The 16,089-nt window shown below is 33.7% G+C and carries 25 protein-coding genes; 17 read left to right on the top strand and 8 right to left on the bottom strand.

Going from position 1 to position 16,089, the window contains the following annotated elements:
- The first annotated feature begins 4 nt into the window (after positions 1 to 4).
- The 3 genes from murG to PQF83_RS12000 all read left to right on the top strand — a co-directional run bounded on the left by murG (position 5) and on the right by PQF83_RS12000 (position 2,056).
- Complete coding sequence (murG, locus tag PQF83_RS12010) at positions 5 to 1,063, top strand: undecaprenyldiphospho-muramoylpentapeptide beta-N-acetylglucosaminyltransferase (protein WP_000724752.1); 1,059 nt, start codon at positions 5 to 7, stop codon at positions 1,061 to 1,063.
- A 96-nt stretch (positions 1,064 to 1,159) separates the two neighbouring features.
- Positions 1,160 to 1,420 (top strand): DUF3966 domain-containing protein, encoded by a 261-nt coding sequence (locus PQF83_RS12005; protein ID WP_000817964.1) that lies wholly within the window; start codon positions 1,160 to 1,162, stop codon positions 1,418 to 1,420.
- Between the two features lie 147 nt (positions 1,421 to 1,567).
- Complete coding sequence (locus PQF83_RS12000; RefSeq protein ID WP_000764271.1) at positions 1,568 to 2,056, top strand: hypothetical protein; 489 nt, start codon at positions 1,568 to 1,570, stop codon at positions 2,054 to 2,056.
- A 36-nt stretch (positions 2,057 to 2,092) separates the two neighbouring features.
- On the opposite strand, the gene PQF83_RS11995 is transcribed toward PQF83_RS12000, so the two are convergent.
- The gene (locus PQF83_RS11995) at positions 2,093 to 2,404 is read right to left on the bottom strand and encodes a hypothetical protein (RefSeq protein ID WP_001093243.1); all 312 of its coding nucleotides are present in this window, start codon (positions 2,402 to 2,404) and stop codon (positions 2,093 to 2,095) included.
- Positions 2,405 to 2,658: 254 nt separating this feature from the next.
- Between PQF83_RS11995 and PQF83_RS11990 the strand changes: the two genes are divergently transcribed.
- Together PQF83_RS11990 and PQF83_RS11985 are read left to right on the top strand one after the other, a co-directional pair.
- The gene (locus PQF83_RS11990; protein WP_001008331.1) at positions 2,659 to 2,874 is read left to right on the top strand and encodes a DUF3912 family protein; all 216 of its coding nucleotides are present in this window, start codon (positions 2,659 to 2,661) and stop codon (positions 2,872 to 2,874) included.
- 87 nt (positions 2,875 to 2,961) lie between these two features.
- Positions 2,962 to 3,369 (top strand): hypothetical protein, encoded by a 408-nt coding sequence (locus PQF83_RS11985; protein ID WP_000877912.1) that lies wholly within the window; start codon positions 2,962 to 2,964, stop codon positions 3,367 to 3,369.
- A gap of 174 nt (positions 3,370 to 3,543) precedes the next feature.
- On the opposite strand, the gene PQF83_RS11980 is transcribed toward PQF83_RS11985, so the two are convergent.
- From PQF83_RS11980 to PQF83_RS11970, 3 genes are all read right to left on the bottom strand, one after another.
- Positions 3,544 to 4,938 (bottom strand): L-cystine transporter, encoded by a 1,395-nt coding sequence (locus PQF83_RS11980; RefSeq protein ID WP_001094339.1) that lies wholly within the window; start codon positions 4,936 to 4,938, stop codon positions 3,544 to 3,546.
- 107 nt (positions 4,939 to 5,045) lie between these two features.
- Complete coding sequence (locus tag PQF83_RS11975; RefSeq protein ID WP_000440714.1) at positions 5,046 to 5,288, bottom strand: DUF2626 domain-containing protein; 243 nt, start codon at positions 5,286 to 5,288, stop codon at positions 5,046 to 5,048.
- Positions 5,289 to 5,413: 125 nt separating this feature from the next.
- Positions 5,414 to 6,109: a helix-turn-helix transcriptional regulator gene (locus tag PQF83_RS11970; RefSeq protein ID WP_000434109.1), complete on the bottom strand. Its 696-nt coding sequence runs from the start codon at positions 6,107 to 6,109 to the stop codon at positions 5,414 to 5,416.
- 205 nt (positions 6,110 to 6,314) lie between these two features.
- Between PQF83_RS11970 and comGA the strand changes: the two genes are divergently transcribed.
- From comGA to PQF83_RS11920, 10 genes are all read left to right on the top strand, one after another.
- Positions 6,315 to 7,358, top strand: a complete 1,044-nt coding sequence (gene comGA / locus PQF83_RS11965) for a competence protein ComGA (RefSeq protein ID WP_001013206.1) — start codon at positions 6,315 to 6,317, stop codon at positions 7,356 to 7,358.
- The gene (gene comGB / locus PQF83_RS11960) at positions 7,351 to 8,382 is read left to right on the top strand and encodes a competence type IV pilus assembly protein ComGB (RefSeq protein ID WP_000473554.1); all 1,032 of its coding nucleotides are present in this window, start codon (positions 7,351 to 7,353) and stop codon (positions 8,380 to 8,382) included. Before comGA ends, comGB begins: the two co-directional genes overlap by 8 nt.
- An 11-nt stretch (positions 8,383 to 8,393) precedes the next feature.
- Positions 8,394 to 8,693, top strand: coding sequence for a competence type IV pilus major pilin ComGC (gene comGC, locus PQF83_RS11955; RefSeq protein WP_001178694.1), 300 nt, complete (start codon positions 8,394 to 8,396; stop codon positions 8,691 to 8,693).
- A complete protein-coding gene (comGD, locus tag PQF83_RS11950; protein WP_000810398.1) occupies positions 8,690 to 9,145 on the top strand; it encodes a comG operon protein ComGD in 456 nt (151 codons plus the stop codon). Before comGC ends, comGD begins: the two co-directional genes overlap by 4 nt.
- Entirely contained in the window at positions 9,138 to 9,440 is a 303-nt protein-coding gene (comGE, locus tag PQF83_RS11945; RefSeq protein ID WP_000829518.1) for a competence type IV pilus minor pilin ComGE, read from the top strand. Before comGD ends, comGE begins: the two co-directional genes overlap by 8 nt.
- Positions 9,410 to 9,880, top strand: a complete 471-nt coding sequence (gene comGF, locus PQF83_RS11940) for a competence type IV pilus minor pilin ComGF (RefSeq protein WP_000923058.1) — start codon at positions 9,410 to 9,412, stop codon at positions 9,878 to 9,880. Before comGE ends, comGF begins: the two co-directional genes overlap by 31 nt.
- Positions 9,877 to 10,248, top strand: coding sequence for a competence type IV pilus minor pilin ComGG (gene comGG, locus PQF83_RS11935; protein ID WP_000595196.1), 372 nt, complete (start codon positions 9,877 to 9,879; stop codon positions 10,246 to 10,248). The genes comGF and comGG overlap by 4 nt, the downstream gene beginning before the upstream one ends.
- A gap of 175 nt (positions 10,249 to 10,423) precedes the next feature.
- Complete coding sequence (locus PQF83_RS11930; protein WP_000183848.1) at positions 10,424 to 11,074, top strand: 2OG-Fe(II) oxygenase; 651 nt, start codon at positions 10,424 to 10,426, stop codon at positions 11,072 to 11,074.
- 119 nt (positions 11,075 to 11,193) lie between these two features.
- Positions 11,194 to 11,691 carry a shikimate kinase gene (locus PQF83_RS11925; protein WP_000836627.1) on the top strand — a complete coding sequence of 166 codons (498 nt, stop codon included), beginning with the start codon at positions 11,194 to 11,196 and terminating at the stop codon, positions 11,689 to 11,691.
- Between the two features lie 38 nt (positions 11,692 to 11,729).
- Positions 11,730 to 11,930, top strand: a complete 201-nt coding sequence (locus PQF83_RS11920; RefSeq protein ID WP_000106079.1) for a YqzE family protein — start codon at positions 11,730 to 11,732, stop codon at positions 11,928 to 11,930.
- Positions 11,931 to 11,997: 67 nt separating this feature from the next.
- Here the strand turns inward: PQF83_RS11920 and PQF83_RS11915 are convergent, their stop codons facing one another.
- Together PQF83_RS11915 and PQF83_RS11910 are read right to left on the bottom strand one after the other, a co-directional pair.
- On the bottom strand, positions 11,998 to 12,630 hold the full coding sequence (locus tag PQF83_RS11915) for a VC0807 family protein (RefSeq protein ID WP_001073109.1): 633 nt from the start codon (positions 12,628 to 12,630) through the stop codon (positions 11,998 to 12,000).
- 134 nt (positions 12,631 to 12,764) lie between these two features.
- Positions 12,765 to 12,881 (bottom strand): GTP pyrophosphokinase, encoded by a 117-nt coding sequence (locus PQF83_RS11910; RefSeq protein ID WP_071727059.1) that lies wholly within the window; start codon positions 12,879 to 12,881, stop codon positions 12,765 to 12,767.
- Positions 12,882 to 12,954: 73 nt separating this feature from the next.
- Here PQF83_RS11910 and PQF83_RS11905 point away from each other — a divergent pair, with 73 nt between their 5' ends.
- Together PQF83_RS11905 and PQF83_RS11900 are read left to right on the top strand one after the other, a co-directional pair.
- Positions 12,955 to 13,182 carry a hypothetical protein gene (locus tag PQF83_RS11905; protein ID WP_000032699.1) on the top strand — a complete coding sequence of 76 codons (228 nt, stop codon included), beginning with the start codon at positions 12,955 to 12,957 and terminating at the stop codon, positions 13,180 to 13,182.
- A 104-nt stretch (positions 13,183 to 13,286) separates the two neighbouring features.
- The gene (locus tag PQF83_RS11900; RefSeq protein ID WP_000064661.1) at positions 13,287 to 13,418 is read left to right on the top strand and encodes a hypothetical protein; all 132 of its coding nucleotides are present in this window, start codon (positions 13,287 to 13,289) and stop codon (positions 13,416 to 13,418) included.
- Positions 13,419 to 13,453: 35 nt separating this feature from the next.
- Here the strand turns inward: PQF83_RS11900 and PQF83_RS11895 are convergent, their stop codons facing one another.
- Both PQF83_RS11895 and PQF83_RS11890 read right to left on the bottom strand, forming a co-directional pair.
- Positions 13,454 to 14,248 (bottom strand): YqhG family protein, encoded by a 795-nt coding sequence (locus PQF83_RS11895; RefSeq protein WP_001183969.1) that lies wholly within the window; start codon positions 14,246 to 14,248, stop codon positions 13,454 to 13,456.
- A complete protein-coding gene (locus tag PQF83_RS11890) occupies positions 14,235 to 15,917 on the bottom strand; it encodes a DEAD/DEAH box helicase (RefSeq protein ID WP_001100025.1) in 1,683 nt (560 codons plus the stop codon). Before PQF83_RS11890 ends, PQF83_RS11895 begins: the two co-directional genes overlap by 14 nt.
- Between the last annotated feature and the right edge of the window lie 172 nt (positions 15,918 to 16,089).

Genomic DNA, 16,089 nt, shown 5'->3' with positions numbered 1-16,089 from the left:
ACGTATGAAAAAAATAGTCTTTACAGGTGGCGGTTCGGCAGGGCATGTAACACCTAATTTAGCCATCATTCCACATTTACAAGAACAAAATTGGGATATTTCTTATATTGGTTCTCATCAAGGAATTGAGAAAACGATTATAGAAAAGGAAGGCATTCCGTACTATAGTATTGCGAGCGGAAAGCTACGCCGTTATTTTGATTTAAAAAATATAAAAGATCCTTTTCTTGTGATGAAGGGTGTTATGGAAGCGTATGTAAGGATTCGAAAACTAAAACCAGATGTAATTTTTTCAAAAGGTGGTTTCGTATCTGTACCAGTCGTAATTGGAGGATGGTTAAACAGGGTACCAGTTTTATTACATGAATCTGATATGACGCCAGGACTAGCAAACAAAATTGCGCTCCGTTTCGCTTCAAAAATATTTGTTACATTTGAAGAAGCTGCGAAACATTTACCGAAAGAAAAAGTAATTTATACAGGATCTCCTGTACGTGAAGAAGTACTAAAGGGAAATCGTGAAAAAGGTTTAGCATTTTTAGGTTTTTCACGTAAAAAGCCAGTTATTACAATCATGGGAGGAAGTTTGGGCGCAAAAAAAATTAATGAAACGGTTCGAGAAGCGTTACCAGAACTTCTGAAAAAATATCAAATTGTTCACCTTTGCGGAAAAGGTAATTTTGATGATAGTTTACAAAATAAAGAAGGATATAAACAATTTGAGTATGTACACGGAGAACTGCCAGATATATTAGCCATAACAGATTTTGTTATTTCACGTGCGGGCTCTAATGCCATTTTTGAGTTTTTAACATTGCAAAAGCCGATGGTTTTAATTCCACTATCGAAATTTGCAAGTCGTGGAGATCAAATACTAAATGCAGAGTCTTTTGAGAGACAAGGATATGCTTCCGTATTGTATGAAGAAGATGTGACTGTGAAATCTCTTATAAGGCATGTCGAAGAATTAAATCAAAATAATGAAGTGTATAGAACAGCTCTAAAAAAATATAATGGAAAAGAAGCAATTCAAACAATCATTCAACATATTTCAGAGGCATGATGAAACAATCATGCCTCTTTTAGTAGGATGAAAGATTCCAAGAAACGGTGTTTTTATGTTACAATAGCAAATGAATTAGTAGGGAAATTCCAATTAATGAAGCGTGAAAATACGAATGGATTAGGAGTGACTGTGTTGGAGCTAAGTCTCTATGAAAATACTGCACTTATTATATGCTTTGTGTTGTACGTTGGTAGTGTTATTGTTTATATTTCAAGGAAGTTTTCGCAAGAAAGAGAGCTTGAAAAATCAGAAATAACAGCAGAACTAGAAATGTTAGCTGATGAAAGTTATAAAAAACAAAAAATAAAAGAAGACCATGAGGCATCCCATCATTTAAACGCAAATAAGTTTTAAAGATGGGGATTTTTTTTGAAGGAGATGCAGCAGAATTTGCATCTTATGTTATGAATCATGTGAAATAATAGTAACTATCTAAAAGGTTATAAAAGTGATCTTTTGGGTACAGTGATGATAAGAAACATATATAAAGGAGTACATAATATGAAATTAGAAAATGGATGGGAAACGAGCTTTTTAGAAGTCGTACAAAATAGCGAATTTAAGAAAGAGGCACTTCTTAGCCAATTACTTTTTGCAGATAGTGAAGAAGTTGAGGAGCTTGTAGATGATTATGGTTATGAAGAAATCATTGACCGCGAACATGATGATGAATTAGCTGATATTTTAGGAGAAGAACTTTTTAGTGAGATGGAACGACACGTATTCTTATCTTCACAGTCAGAAGAAAAACTTATTTCATTCGTAAATGGATTAGGTTTTCATGTGTTAGATTGGATCGTTCTTCTTGAAACAGAATTTGGCATCGATAGTGCACACTTTACGTCGGATGCTGTGAAAATGTTAGAAAAGCGTTTCAGACAATTTCCATACATAGAAGATAAAACAATTTTTGACATGACATTTGGAGAAGCAATGGATGTATTAGAGTCTATTACAGGATTACAACTGAAAGAAAAGATGAATGTATAATGTAAAAAAAGAACGTGATCACCTCACGTTCTTTTTTTACATTATAATAATTTTATCATCTAGTTTCGTTTGTCCGCTAAGAAGTGCGTTTAAATATTCCACTTTTCTTATACAGGCTTGTATATGTCTTTCAACCTCTTGTAACTCTGCTTGGTGATGCGTTTCAATAGGATGAATTTGTACGTTGAATTTTTCAAATTGACTACTATATGTTATTTCTGCATAGCCGCTCATAATATCTGTTTCGTTATGAAATAAAAATTGCTTCGTTTTGTCACAGAATGATACATTCTGAAAGCCATATACTTTTAATGCTTCAATTACTTTTTTTATCATTTTTGTATTCATTTTTTTTAACCCTCTTTACGAAGTTCTACTTATACATTATAACATAAAAAATTACATAGAAAGCGCTTCCAAGTGTATTTTATTATAAACTTTACGTTTCAATCACAAAAATGAAACAAAGAAAAAATAATTGTAAAGAAGGAAGGACTCTTTTATTGTTTCGTCATATATATAGAGAAATAGTGCAATGAAAGGAAATTTTCCGAGGTGGAGATCGTATTTCCAATTTGAGCGCAGTAAAAGAGGTGAAGATCTTGAACTTTGATATTGTAGGACAAAAAGCATATATAAAAGATGGACCGCATCGGAACCGAATTGGAATTGTAAAGAAAAACGAGACAAAATTAGAATCGCAGTTTGCTATTGTAATTGGAGAACAAATCATTGAGGTAGAGCTAAAGGATATCGTGTTAGTTGGAGTAGACGTAGGACAATTTCATAAATGGTGCGAACAAAATGGTTATTTGTGAAAAGGACGGGCTGTGAGATAATGAAGTATATGTGAGGAAAGAGAATATGTTATTGTATTCTCTTTTTCTATGTGTAAGGAGACGGAGATGAAGTATACAGAACGAGATTTTACATTGGAGTTAAAAGAGAACATTCAATGCATGGAGAAGGAAATAGAGAGAATAGCATTTAAACTTTTTAAAGATTATTCACATTTGTACATAGAAAAAAACATGGAATTATTTATAGAACTCATCAGAGATAAAGAAAATCCTTTTGAAACAGGATATTCTTCATCAATTTCGATAGCTGTATTAGATGAAGAAGGAAAGATGGTTGAATTTTATACAGTTCCTATCTGGGAATGTTGTAGTTATTTTTTAGGAGTACCGCTTCCAATAAGGTTTTGGGGAAGTAAGTTAAGTGGTGAACTTGTTGATGAATCTTATTGTGAGATAGAGGAGGAGTTAAAGGAGCGGTTGGAAGAATTTTTACAGTTTGCGGGTGAGGAATAATAGTTAATCTGTAGTTTATAATTAATAGTTATTAAAAAAATGAAAAACGGTGTAATTTCTTTATATCTGTACATAGTGTTTGAAACAATATGTTATGCCTTATGTATAAAAGATAAAGAGGAAGATGAAAAGAACTAAAAAAGGACGCTAACCGTTTTGTTAGCGTCCTTTTCATTATGAAGCAATTTCACCAGTTTTTGTATCATCTTGATTGTACGTATCTTGATCTAATTCACCAAGCCATTTACTAGAAATAAGACCTGCTGTCATAGAACCACTTACGTTAAGAGCTGTACGCCCCATATCGATTAATGGTTCAACTGAGATAACAAGAGCGACAATACCGATTGGTAAGTTCATTGTAGATAGTACGATTAACGCTGCGAATGTTGCACCGCCACCAACGCCGGCAACACCGAATGAGCTAATCGCAACGACAGCGATTAAAGTTAAAATAAATTGTGGTTGTAATGGATCAATTCCTACAGTTGGAGCGACCATCATTGCAAGCATTGCTGGATAAATACCTGCGCAACCGTTTTGTCCGATAGATACTCCAAATGAGGCTGCGAAGTTTGCAATCCCTTCAGAAATACCAAGTTTTTCTTTTTGAGCTTCAATATTTAATGGCATTGCACCAGCACTAGAGCGAGATGTGAATGCAAATGTTAATACAGGGAACACCTTTTTCAAATATTGAATTGGATTTAAACCAGATAGAGCAATTAATAATAAGTGGATAACGAACATTACGATAAGTGCCACGTAAGACGCTAACACGAAGTTACCAAGTTTTAAAATAGCATTTATGTCGCTACCAGCAACTGTTTTTGCCATAAGAGCTAATACGCCGTATGGAGTAAGACGTAAAATTAATGTTACCATACGCATTACAATTGCATATACAGCATCAAGCATTTTCTTAAATAGCTCTGCTTGTTCTGGATATTTTCGTTTTACACCTATAAAGGCGATACCGATAAATGCTGCAAATATTACAACAGAAATTGTTGAAGTTGGACGAGCACCTGTTAAATCAAGAAATGGATTTGTAGGTAACAGCTCTAATAATTTATCTGGAATTGTTGTTTTTTCAATAGAAGTAAATCTTTCTTCAACTAGCTTCAGACGAGCAGATTCTGCATCACCTTGTTGCAGACCAGTTGCAGAAACATCAAATCCTGCACTTGCAGCGATACCGACAGCTGCAGCAATTCCTGTAGTCAGAATTAAAATTCCGATAATAAGACCACTAATTTTACCAAGGTTTTTCGTTAACTGTAATTTTGTAAATGCTGAAATAATAGATACTAAAATAAGTGGCATAACGATCATTTGAAGTAACTTCACATAACCGTTACCGATTAAGCCAAACCAAGTATTTGATTCAATAATTACTTTAGAAGTTGGCTCATAAATAAATTGTAATATAAGACCGAAGATAATTCCGACTCCTAAAGCGGTAAATACACGTTTATTAAAAGATACATGCTTACGTTGCATATAATATAATACGCCAACTAAAATGAGCATGACTGCAACGTTAATTCCGACAAGCAGTGTATTCATGATGATTCCCCCTAATTCCAATCTGTTATATAGAATATAAATCAATAAAACCTATAAGTCAACTAGGGAATTCCGGAATTAAAAAAAAGATGGCAAAATGCCATCTTTTAATGTCCAGCCCCAGGGACAAGTAAAAATGTCGTGTAGTATGTAAATCCTATGAAGAAAACAGTTAAATATGCCCCGAATACGTATATATACATACGCTCTGTTAAATTTAAATAGCTTAAAAGTACGAAGAATCCTGTTTGTCCTAAAAATAGTAGTGCAGTCGAATGCATATCCCCTACGTAAAACATAACCGAGAAAATTCCAGTCCAAAAGCCGAGAACGCGAAACATGCGCTCCATGCCATCTCCCTCCTTTTCTAAAAAAAGTAAACCTCACTTCATTATAGTTTATTTTTCTTACTATTGTAAATATTCGTTCATATAAAAAGAAGCCAATTATAATTGGCTTCTTTTTATATGAGAAATCAAATTGTTAGTTTATAATTACAAGATTTACATCCATCTAGTAAACTATCATTTCGTGTTAATTCCGTGTTAGGGAATAGGATTTCAAAAATCCCTTTCATCATATCTCCGTGCATATTACAAATTTCAGTTGGGTGATGGACAGCAACTTCTTTAAATGGACAATTGTGTACATCATAGAAAATTTTTGTTCCATCTGCACTTAATTCAAATGCAGGTGATAAGCCAGCTGTTGAAAAGGCTTCCTTTGCAATTTGAACTTTTTGCTCCACTGTTAAAGCATCTTCGCTCACATTTAAGCGCTGCATATGTTGTTGCATTAATTCGGCCCCGAATTGTTTCCCTGTTTCGTAGAGCGCTTTTTCACCAGCAGCACCAAGGCTAAGTAAAGAATTAAACGCGATTCTTGCTAACAATTGATAGTCACGGAATGGGAATTGTAATTGGATAACATCTTCAGATAATACATATAATCTGCTTGGTCGTCCGCCTTTTCCAGTTTTCTTCGTTTCAGATTTCAGCATATGAACATCTTCTAATTTAGATAAATGTAAACGCGCTACGTTTGGATGAATGTCAAACTCATCAGCAATTTCTTGTACAGTTACGTAACTATGTTTTTGAGAAATATATTTATAAATGTAATAACGAGTTGGGTCAGCTAAAACACCTGTAATTTTTAAAGCTTGTTCCATGAGGATCTCCACCTTTATCACTTTATCCAAGATAATAACATTATAATACAGATAAACATGGGTATAGGTAATTTTAGACAATAATTCGGAAATTGTTCATAATTTCACAAACATATTTTTCCTTTTTTATCTAGTGAAAATGCAAAAATACCGATTTTTCAGATGGATTTCTTCATGCTATATACATAGTGGGGAGGGAAAAATGATGAATGGAATTGAAAGTTTTGCGAATACGATTTTGAAAGAGGCGTGTAGGGTACAAGCTTCGGATTTACATATTGTGCCCCGGAAGAAGGATGTAGTGATTCAACTGCGCATAGGGAAAGATTTAATGACGAAACAATACATTGAAAAGGAATTTGGAGAAAAACTTGTTTCACACTTTAAATTTTTAGCATCCATGGATATAGGGGAGAGGCGGAAGCCACAAAATGGTTCACTGTATTTACAAATGGATGGACAGGAAGTGTATTTACGTCTTTCCACGCTTCCAACTGTATATCAAGAAAGTCTCGTTATTCGTCTTCATTTACAAGCATCTATTCAGCCGTTATCTCATCTTTCGTTATTTCCAAGTACAGCGAAGAAACTACTTTCTTTTTTACATTATTCCCATGGGTTACTCGTATTTACTGGACCGACTGGATCGGGGAAGACAACAACAATGTATGCATTATTAGAGGTAATTAGAAAAAAGAAAACACGCCGCATCGTTACACTGGAAGATCCAGTTGAAAAAAGAAATGACGATGTATTACAAATTCAAATAAATGAAAAAGCAGGTATCACATATGAGGCGGGACTAAAGGCTATTTTGCGTCATGATCCAGATGTTATTTTAGTGGGTGAAATTCGTGATGAAGAAACAGCAAAAATCGCTATAAGAGCAAGTTTGACTGGCCATTTAGTAATGACGACACTGCATACGAATGATGCGAAAGGAGCAATACTTCGGTTTATGGACTTTGGCATAACAAGGCAAGAGATTGAACAATCTTTATTGGCTATAGCTGCACAGCGACTTGTTGAATTGAAGTGTCCGTTTTGTAAAAGAAAGTGCTCAACTGTATGTAAATCAATGAGGCAAGTAAGGCAAGCGAGTATTTATGAGTTGTTATATGGATATGAGTTAAAACAAGCGATTAAAGAAGCAAACGGGGAATGTGTCACGTACAAGCATGAGACATTAGAGTCTTCGTTGCGAAAAGGATACGCTTTAGGATTTTTAGAAGAGGATGTTTATGTTTAAGAAAATATGGAGTTTAAGTGATCAAGTAATATTACTGAAACGATTAGGAGAACTATTAGAAAAAGGATACTCTCTTTTGCAGGCATTAGAATTTTTACGGTTTCAATTACCTTTAGAAAAGAAAGTACAATTGCAGCGCATGATTGATGGATTAAAAAATGGAAAAAGTCTACACGATTCTTTTCATCAATTAAAGTTTCATCAGGAGATGTTAAGCTATTTATTTTATGCCGAGCAACATGGTGATATTTCTTTTGCGTTGCAACAAGGGAGTGCACTTCTTTATAAAAAGGATAAGTATAGGAAAGATATGATGAAAATAATGCAGTATCCTATGTTTTTGGCGTTCTTTTTAATAATCATGATTTTGATTTTTAACCGCATTTTATTACCACAAGTTGACATGGTATATAGTTCATTTGGTTCTACAGCACCGTTACTCACAGAACAAATATTAAGTACAATTAAGCTACTACCCTATCTTATTTTTAGCACTATTTTTATTGTTATGGTGGGTTGTAGTGTATATATATTGTACTTTCGGAAACTCCCGCATATGAAGCGAGTAAAAATTATGCTTCGTATCCCCCTCGTAAAAACATTTCTTATTTTAAAGCATTCGCATTATTTCGCTACTCAATTGAGCGGCTTATTACACGGAGGACTATCAGTACTTGAGGCTCTAACAATAATGATGGAGCAAAAGTATCAGCCGTTCTTTCAGTATGAAGCGGGCCGAGTTAAACACCAATTAATTGCGGGAGAACCGTTGCAATCTATTATTGCTAAAAGCGGATATTATGAGGAAGAACTTTCTTATATTATTACACATGGTCAAGCAAACGGTAATTTGGCGATTGAATTAGGTGATTATAGTGATCTGATTATGGAAAAGATGGAGCAAAAAATTAAACGTATGTTAGTGATTATTCAACCGATTTTATTTACGTGTATTGGAGCAATAGTTGTTCTTATGTATTTAGCGATGATTATGCCAATGTTTCAAATGATGAATTCTATATAGGAGGCATTTACATGCAGAATGAGGAAGGGTTTACCCTTTTAGAAATGTTATTAGTTATGGTCGTCATCACTGTATTATTACTATTAATTATTCCAAATGTAGTTACGCAGCGCTCATCCGTCGAAGGAAAAGGATGTAAAGCCTATGTGAAATCTATAGAAGCGCAAATACAAGTATATCAACTACAACATAATAAAATTCCCTCGCTAAAAGAGCTAATTGATGGGAAATATATTACAAAGGATGAGTGTCCGAATGGTGAAGCTATTCATATTTCCAATGATGGCACGGTAACAAGTGGGAAACTGTGAAGCAAAAAGGTTTTACACTTTTAGAAATGCTACTCGTTTTATTTGCCATTTCTGTATTAAGTGTGGTCACGTATTTTCATGTACATTCATTATACGAAAAACAAAAAATCGAACAATTTTTAAGACAGTTTTCAAATGATATTTTGTATATGCAACAATTAGCTATAAATCGTCAAAAACACTATACATTACGATGGCATAAAGATAGACATATGTATTATATAGGGGAATCGAGTACGGATCATTCTATCATTAAAAGAGAATATGATAGCGATATACAATTGGATTTGAATACTTTTCCAAATCCGATGACATATAATCCGAGTGGAAATATTAATAGAGGTGGCACGATTTTACTTTCGTATCGAAGTTATAAATATGAGATTGTATTCCAGCTTGGAAGAGGGAGATTTACGTATCGTGAAATGTCAAAAAGGGTCAGTGATGGCTGAAATGCTTGTAGCATTAAGTATAGTAATGATGATGGTATCTTTACTACTTCCGCAAACAGTATTGATTATGCAAGAACGAAAAAACATACAAATTCGTTATAAGGCATTTGTATTATTAAAAAAAGAAGCAGCTTTATATATGTATGAGAATGAGGCAAAACAACAGAAAGAAAAAGTCATAAATGGAAATGTATATTACACATATTGGGGAGGAAATGAAGTTTGTGCGATGTGGAAAGATGTGAAAGGAAAAATGATGGAACAATGCTTTTATGCGGGAGAAAAAATGAATTAGAAGTTGGATTTACATTAATTGAAATGATCGTATGTTTTTTTCTGTTATCACTTTTCTTTTTACTCTTACCACGTTTAAGCTTTATTGGAATAGAAAACAAGCAATCAAAAGGGTTAAATAATTGGGAATGGGATGTGTTTGTAGGACAAGTACAGTTAGAGTTTCGTGAAGTATCATTTGTGGAAAAAATAGTTCCTGAAAATAGAGAGAGTATGTTGCGCTTCCGTCTTCGCACTGGAGATGAAGTGACGTATGAAAAATTGAATAATCACCTTATAAGAAAAGTAAACATGCGCGGAAGAGAAGTTATATTACAAAATGTTGAAATGGTTTCGTATGAAGTAACACCTCATTTGCTCTTTATCAATGTGAAAGATAGGAGCGGGAAAAAATATGAAGGTGTAGCTATAAGGTATAGCGAAATGGGAATACATGTATGATAAAACAAGATGGATTTACGATGCCAGGAACAATCATTTTTCTTATATTATTAACTTCGTTCTTTATATACGAAACGAATATGTTGCTTATAGATAAAAAATTTTATATTGAAATAGAGCAAAAGTTTGTACTGGAGGAAATACTAAATCAATCTATTACAAATATAAAAAAAGACTTACGGCAAAAAGAAAAGGAAGATACTTTTTTCTTTTCATATGAAAAGGGCGAAGCGAGTGGAAATTACGTATTTGAAAACGACGTTATTCTCGTTTCATTGCAGTGCAAAATAAAACAGGAAGTTTTCTATAAAGTAAGCTTTCGGTATAGAAAAAAAGATGAGAAAATATTCGATTGGATAGAAGGATAGTATGTGAAATATATGGATAAAAAACCATGATTTATCATTTGAAAATAGGCTGTTTTTTAAAAGGAAATGGATAAATAAAACAATTAAAAGTTTAAATTTTCTCAAAAAAGAGAAAGGTAGAAAGAATATGATATATTCATGCTATCCAATCATTATTTTTAGGGAGAATAGGGAAATGACAAACAACAATCAAATAGGTGAAAATAAGGAACAAACTATTTTTGATCATAAAGGAAATGCAATTATGACAGAAGATAGGGAAATACAAATTATTTCAAAATTCGAAGAACCTCTTATTGTCGTGTTAGGAAATGTATTAAGTGATGAAGAGTGCGATAAATTAATTGAATTGTCTAAAAATAAATTAGCACGTTCTAAAGTTGGTTCATCACGTGATGTAAATGATATTCGAACGAGTAGTGGTGCATTTTTAGATGATAATGAACTTACTGCGAAGATTGAAAAACGAATTTCATCTATCATGAATGTTCCTGTTTCGCATGGAGAAGGATTACACATTTTAAATTATGAAGTGGATCAACAATATAAAGCACACTATGATTATTTTGCCGAACATAGTAGATCAGCTGCTAATAATCGTATTAGTACGCTTGTCATGTACTTAAATGATGTAGAAGAAGGCGGAGAAACTTTCTTTCCGAAATTAAATCTTTCTGTGCACCCTAGAAAGGGAATGGCAGTATACTTTGAGTATTTCTATCAAGATCAATCACTAAATGAGCTTACGTTACACGGAGGGGCACCTGTAACGAAAGGTGAGAAATGGATTGCAACACAGTGGGTGAGAAGAGGTACTTATAGATAAAGCGAGTATGTTACGTTTTGTTCTTCAGTGTATAAGAAGAACAAAACGTTTTTTTATTAAATAAAGTAGCATCTTTCGTTATAATAACAAGTAATACATGACGATTGAGAGGAACGAAAATGAAATCTATATACATAACCGGCTATATGGGAGCTGGGAAAACAACAATTGGAAAAGCATTAAGTAAAGAACTTCATATGGATGTTATAGATACAGATCAAAAAATTGAAGAGAAGCAAGAGAAGGAGATTCGTGATATTTTTGCCGAAGAAGGTGAAATGGCTTTTCGGGAATATGAAAGTAAGATGTTACGTTCACTACCTGTTGAAAATGTAATCATTACAACTGGCGGTGGAATCATTGAGCGAGAGGAAAACCGAAAGTGGATGAAGGAAAATGGAACTGTCGTGTATTTATATTGTGATCCACATGTAATTGCAGAAAGGCTTCGTGAAGATACGACACGTCCACTATTTCAGAAGAAAGATATAGATGCATTTGTAATGAAATTCGAATTGCGCCGAGCTTATTATGAAGAGGCCCATATTCATATCGATACGACGAATAAGTCTGTAAAGCAAATTATGGATGAATTAAAAGAAAAGATTAATGAATAAAAAAGTGGACATACTAATCAAGTAGAGGTGATGATAATATGTCTACTAATGATTATGTTCGCTTTGTGACACAGCAGTTTGTGTCGTATATGGATGCTCCAAAAGAAGATCGTAAACAAAAGAAAGAACAACGTCGTGCTGAAAAAGAGCCATTTATGAATAAGTGGTTTGGTGTTATGCCGCTAAGTGCTGCTTTGTTTTATCAAAACGTAAAAAATAAAAGAAAAAAATCAAGTTAAAGATTTCGTAATATGTGTAGCAAAATGAAAATCCCCTAGTAGCATCATACTACTAGGGGATTTTCATTTACTGCATAGACTCTTTTTCTTCTGTAACGGCATGTATTTTATTGTTCACCCAGACAAATCCAATTCCGATACAAATGGAAATGCCCCATCCAACAGCGGTCATAATTGCTCTCATTTCACCGTAGCCATCTACACCGAAAACGGAGATGAAATAAATTTTTAAGAAGCTTTTTAATATGAATTGTAGACCGAAAAAGAGCGTTAAATATTGCAATGCTGGATAGATACGACTATCACGATACAGTTCACGACTTTTATCACGGTCATGGCCTTGCAGTGCAGCAATATCTGCTGCGAAATATAACATAAGTGGTTTTTTTATAAAAATTGTGCATATAACGATAATACCGAGTACGATGTGATAATACGCATCGTTCCACAACATTCGTTCAGCTGATCCAGATAATAGATCTACCGTTGTATTAGAAATGAGTGTAATTAAAATAAAGAACCCTGTTACGTTAAACTGTTTTTCTTTTTTAAAGGTATACAGTGTATAAATAATCCCCGGAACAGAGGAAAGTAACATTGCGTAATAAGGATCGATATAAGGTTTTGCAAATTTCCAAATGAGGAATGGGATTACGAGATAAAAGACAAGATCTAATATAGCTTTTTTATTTTGATTCATATACAGCCTCCTTAAGTCATACATATATTTTATAATATAATTTCTGAAAATTGTATAAGGTTTAGTGGAAAAAGAAAAAGAAAAAGTATATGTTTAGTAGATTGAAAAAAATACCCCTAGCGTAGTAAGTTTTTTTAGTATACAATAAAGGAAACGCTTTCATTTTTAGTTTGTTCACAAAATAGACGGAAAATCACATATTTACTATCGATATGTTGCTTTATAATGAAACTAATTAAATATACATGCATACAATATTGTGAAATAAATAACATAAATAATTTATATAAATGTAAACGTTAACAAAAGAGAGAGGTGGAGGCAATGAGTAAATTTTTCTTCAATCATAATCCAGCAACAGTAGAGGATGGAAGGCTTGTTGAATATGCTGAAATTATTTATGGAGAAGGCGGCCGTTCTGTATTAGAAAATTTAATGGTGAAGGCATCTATCAGATTGCGTGATCGTTATCCGAATAAATCTGACGAGCAGATCTCGAACCTAGTAAATAAAGGCATCCATGATATGTTTCAAAAATATGTGAGTGAGTAAGAAGTAAGAGTAGCTAACGGCTGCTCTTATTTTTTTGTATAAGGATGGTGTCTCTAGCTGAAAATAAGGGTGTATTTTGAAAGATATAAAAAGGAGGGGAAATAATGAGCAATGGAATTGGTCGTTCAAAAGAAAATCTTCCAACTGATGCTAATCATGTGAGTGCAAAGGATCGTGCGCATCAAAAACGCATGGCAAAGCAAAAACAACAAGAGCGTAATGGCGATAGAGGATAACTCAAAAAAGCTCCTTCTAAAACAGAAGGGGCTTTTTAAGTTAGAAAATGATTCGCGGTAACATAAAAGAGTCCACCGTTAATAATTTGTACTGTAATGCGGGGTTCATATTGTTCTTGCAGTGCTTGTTTTTCAATTTCATAGCTTTCAGGAAGTTCATCACTTTCTTCATAAAAACGATTTAAAAGGTCCAAATCGTGATTCCAGCGCACTCTTGCTTCTTTCGCCCACGTATGGTCATCTTCTGCAATAATATTTTTTAAAGCATCCTCTATACGTTGTAAACCGCTTTGCGGTTTAATAATAGGCGAGAGCGTAAAACAAAAGTCAGGTATTTTCGGTGTAAGTTTAATTTTAGTTAATGTTTCATGAAAGTTTGCAATCATTGTGCCAGAAATAAGATGAATGCCAATGGAGTGGAGGATATCTTTTTTTCGATCACATTGATAGGAAACTTTTATATTTACACCGAGCCACGGATGGAGCGGTGTATGTGTCGCTCCGCTATGCCGTACTTCCTCATATAAGCGTATGTAAGAGCCTAATTCTTTTGTCGTTTGAAAAATTTGATGAAGACGTGGTGAACCGTAGTGAATAAGTTCACCATCGTTTTCTTCATTTTCTGGATTTGTAATAAGAGTAAGGCGCATCGGATTCGGTACGCCTCCTGTCTTCTCAAGATAGTGCCAATAAAAAGGACGGTTCATTAATAATTTATCCATCTCAATTGTTAATTGCACATCCAATAGATGAGGAGAACGTTCTAAAATTTCACAGTTATTCGCCTCAAAAAAATTGTATAAGTAATTATGAATTTCATGTTGCTGCATAGCCTTGCACCTCAGCTTCATTTCGTTTCGCAAAGTCGATAATAGATGTTAAGTTTTCCATCTTAATTCGAATTTCTCCTTCGCTTTTTGATTGCGCAAATATTTCTTGAATGTGTGCATCGATGTTTTTCATATTAATTCTCGTTAAAATTTCATCAAGTTCACCGATCACACGCTCAAATAAATTGATTTTTTCATATAACAGTTTCAAAATATGTTCTTCAACAGTGTGTTTTGTGGCTAAGTTATAAATATGAACATCATTTTTTTGACCAAGGCGGTGAATACGTCCGATTCTTTGTTCAAGACGCATTGGATTCCATGGCAAATCATAATTGATCATATGGCTACAAAATTGTAAGTTAATTCCTTCACCACCAGCTTCCGTTGCGATTAGCACTTGCGCATGATTTTGGAAAAGTTCCTTCATCCAATCTTTCTTTCCCCGTTTAAATCCGCCGCGGAATGGGACAGAAGAAATACCGTGCTGTTGTAAAAACCATTGTAAGTACATTTGTGACGCTCGGTATTCTGTGAAAATGACGACTTTATCGTCAATTTCTTTTATAAGCTCTAGCGCTTTATTTGCTTTTGAGTTAAAAGGAATACGGTTAATTTTGTCCATTAGCACATCAATATGCGGATCTTTTACGTAATGTTCATTTTCCTTCTGTCGTTTTTCTACATGTTTTTTTAATGAATAGTAAACGGCCTCGCGACTACTACACGCTTCCCGTTTTAAAGTTAACGATGAGAAAGCTGATGTGAATGCATCTTGTCCTCGCCAATTTTCAATATTGTTATATAAATCTTGCTCTTCTTTATTAAACTCAACAAAAATTGTACGTACATGTCTCTTTGGCCAATCAATCCCAGTATTATGGCGCCGATTTCGGACCATCACTTTGTTAATAAGAGCTTTTAAATCTTCATCAGATTCGGCTGAACGATTTTTTGAAGCGTAATATTCTTCAAAATTGGATTGATTGCCTAAGTGTCCTGGTTTTAATAAAGAAACAAGGTTGAAGATTTCATCAATCTTATTTTGAACAGGAGTAGCGGTTAATAATAAACAAAATTTCTTTTTTAATCGCTGTGCAAATTCATAGTTTTTTGTTTTATTATTTTTAAGTTTATGTGCTTCATCGATAATAATAAGGTCATATTCTAAGTTCAAAACGATATCACGATGTGGGGAACGTTTTGCAGTATCAATTGATGATACAATCACATCGGCTTGTTCCCACGAGTAGCTTTTCTTTTGAGCTACAGCTGGAATGAAAAACTTTGTATTTAATTCGTATGCCCATTGTGATACGAGAGAGGCTGGAACGAGTATAAGTACTTTTTTCACAAGGCCGCGGACCATATATTCTTTTAAAATAAGTCCAGCTTCAATCGTTTTTCCAAGTCCTACTTCATCTGCTAGAATCGCTTTACCATTCATTTGTTCAATAACATTTTGAGCGACTTCTAATTGATGAGGAAGTGGTGTGAAATGGGATAAATGTTTCGGTGCTTGTAATCCATCAAAAGTAGGAACAAGTAATGATTTTTCTGTTTCATAAGCTAAATGATATAAATCCCAGTTTGTCCAAGGACCATCTTCATCAATTCTATTTAAAAAATTGTTTTGCCACGTTCGATCTATGGAAATATCGACATTCATTACGACTCTCCCACCTTTTATAAACTAAAGTAATTATGAAAAAATCTTTAATATATAAGCCTTGTAATAAGGCGCTATTACACTTACTGAAAGGTAAACAATAAGTAAAGATAAAGGACTAAATCTTAAAAACTGTATGTAATAAGATTAAGCGTAAAAAATTCTAAATTAT

It is taken from the genome of Bacillus sp. FF-1, assembly GCF_028548245.1.
GTDB classification, from domain to species: domain Bacteria; phylum Bacillota; class Bacilli; order Bacillales; family Bacillaceae_G; genus Bacillus_A; species Bacillus_A paranthracis.
This window is presented reverse-complemented; position numbering and strand designations above follow the sequence as displayed.